Below are 1,771 nucleotides of genomic sequence, written 5' to 3'. Positions count from 1 at the left end.
TATTAACGAGTCAGTACAACCAATTATTTTAACCCTCGAAAATCCAAAAGCTTTTATAAAAGAACTGTTAATTTTAAATTCTGACATTATATTTGATGAAGAATTGATTATTTTAGTCAATAAAAATAACTAATAAATGAAAGCCAAGTTTATTTAATTGTAGACTTGGCTTTTTGCATTTTTAGAATATTGAGGTCTTTATTAAATAATACTGACTGGTACGAACCACATGCAATGAAATGAATACCATTTGGCGATGAATTATTTTACTAAGTTTTAAATGTTTTTAGTGATATATATAAGGTTTAGCATTATAATAAGGTTTTCTTCAGTAAATAATGTATATTATATTTGTTGAATAGATTCTCTTTCAAGACAGAAAAGTAGGTGAATAAAGTGGGAAAATATCAATTGGATACGAAAGGTCAGATGGCTGTGTCAAAGTTTCATGAAAAACAGACGCCTGCCAAATTTGATAAAAAGCAGCAACTTGAAAAAATGCGAGCAGAGTATTTGAAAAATAAGCAAAAACAAACAGATAAATAATATGAATGAAAACATAGGAAGACTAAAATCTCCCTATGTTTTTTTATTCGAAGTACCATTTTCAATTATTCGTCATCAGATAGCCATTTCCCGACTAAAATTTCAATGGAAGCATCAATAGACTAGCTATTTGGGTACTCCAGTAAACTCAAACAGAAATTTTTCTTTTAATTGGCGGTTTCTTTTTTTGTTGTCGCTGCTTTTCCCGCTTTGTACATAAAAGTAAGAAACAGAATGGTCATAACGCGTTCAATCCATGTCAATGAAAAGTCCACAAACAAAAAGGCAATGATTTCTACAATTCTTTGTAATGAGAAATGCTCTTTATTTTTGTTTAAATTAAAAAGATATTTCAATAATAAAACTACTTATGTACTTAAAAAGGTAATTTATGAATATGGATGATCTTTATATTAAGAATTATTTTCAATTACGAGGGTTATGAATAGTTAGGTTACTTTCGTTTATGTTACAATAATGTACAGTACATAATTGTAGGGGGAATATAGCACTAATGAGTAAAAAGAAAAAATCTAATAATAATCAAACGTTTGCTATTTCTGTATTTGTTGGAATAGTTGTTTTAGTTGGAGCATTATTTTTAGTTTCTAAATTGCAAGATAAAAAGACTGAAGAAGTATATCCAACAATTGCTGGAGTAAATCAAGTGAATGTTGATGGGTTTGACACAAAGGATCAACCAACATTTACAAATAAAGATGCAAAAGTGGAAGTAGTTGAATTTGGTGATTATAAATGTCCAATTTGTGCTCAATGGAATAAAGTAGTTTTTCCAGATCTAAAAGCTGATTATATTGATAATGGTTTAATCAATTTTTCATTTATTAACTATCCGTTTATTTCGAAAGATTCAAATTTAGCTGCACTTGCATCAGAAGTAGTTTATAAAACTCATAAAGATTCATTTTGGAAGTTCCAAGAGCAAATCTATTTAAAACAAGAAGATGAAACAACAACATGGGCTACACCTGATAAATTAGCAAGAATTGCGAAATCTGTCATTCCGAATTTAGACGAAAAACAATTTAAAAAAGATTTATACAAAAAAGATGCAATGAAACAAGTTGCTAACGATGTTGCTATTGCTAACCATTATGGTGTTAACGGAACACCTACAATATTTGTAAATGGTAAAGCAGTGGACAACCCTAGCTTAGAATCAATTAAAGCAGCAATTGACGCTGAAATAAATAAATAAATAAAT

The 1,771-nt window shown here is 28.7% G+C and carries 3 protein-coding genes; 2 read left to right on the top strand and 1 reads right to left on the bottom strand.

Annotation, left to right across the window (positions count from 1 at the left end; genetic code table 11):
* Positions 1-396: 396 nt before the first annotated feature.
* Positions 397-546 (top strand): hypothetical protein, encoded by a 150-nt coding sequence (locus CN514_RS26055; protein ID WP_091021567.1) that lies wholly within the window; start codon positions 397-399, stop codon positions 544-546.
* Between the two features lie 167 nt (positions 547-713).
* On the opposite strand, the gene CN514_RS26050 is transcribed toward CN514_RS26055, so the two are convergent.
* Positions 714-902: a hypothetical protein gene (locus CN514_RS26050; protein WP_176526071.1), complete on the bottom strand. Its 189-nt coding sequence runs from the start codon at positions 900-902 to the stop codon at positions 714-716.
* 158 nt (positions 903-1,060) lie between these two features.
* On the opposite strand from CN514_RS26050, the gene CN514_RS24525 reads away from it, so the two are divergent.
* Entirely contained in the window at positions 1,061-1,765 is a 705-nt protein-coding gene (locus tag CN514_RS24525; RefSeq protein WP_098234802.1) for a DsbA family protein, read from the top strand.
* The last annotated feature ends 6 nt before the right edge of the window (positions 1,766-1,771 follow it).

The sequence above is a fragment of the Bacillus sp. AFS001701 genome, assembly GCF_002559405.1.
Classification (GTDB): domain Bacteria; phylum Bacillota; class Bacilli; order Bacillales; family Bacillaceae_G; genus Gottfriedia.
Note: the sequence above shows the minus strand (reverse complement) of the source record. Positions and strands in the feature narration are given on the sequence as shown.

What these genes read in the sequence shown, in the direction of transcription:
- CN514_RS24525 (WP_098234802.1), top strand. Translation starts at nt 1,061, where the DNA reads ATGAGTAAAAAGAAAAAATCTAATAATAATCAAACGTTTGCTATTTCT.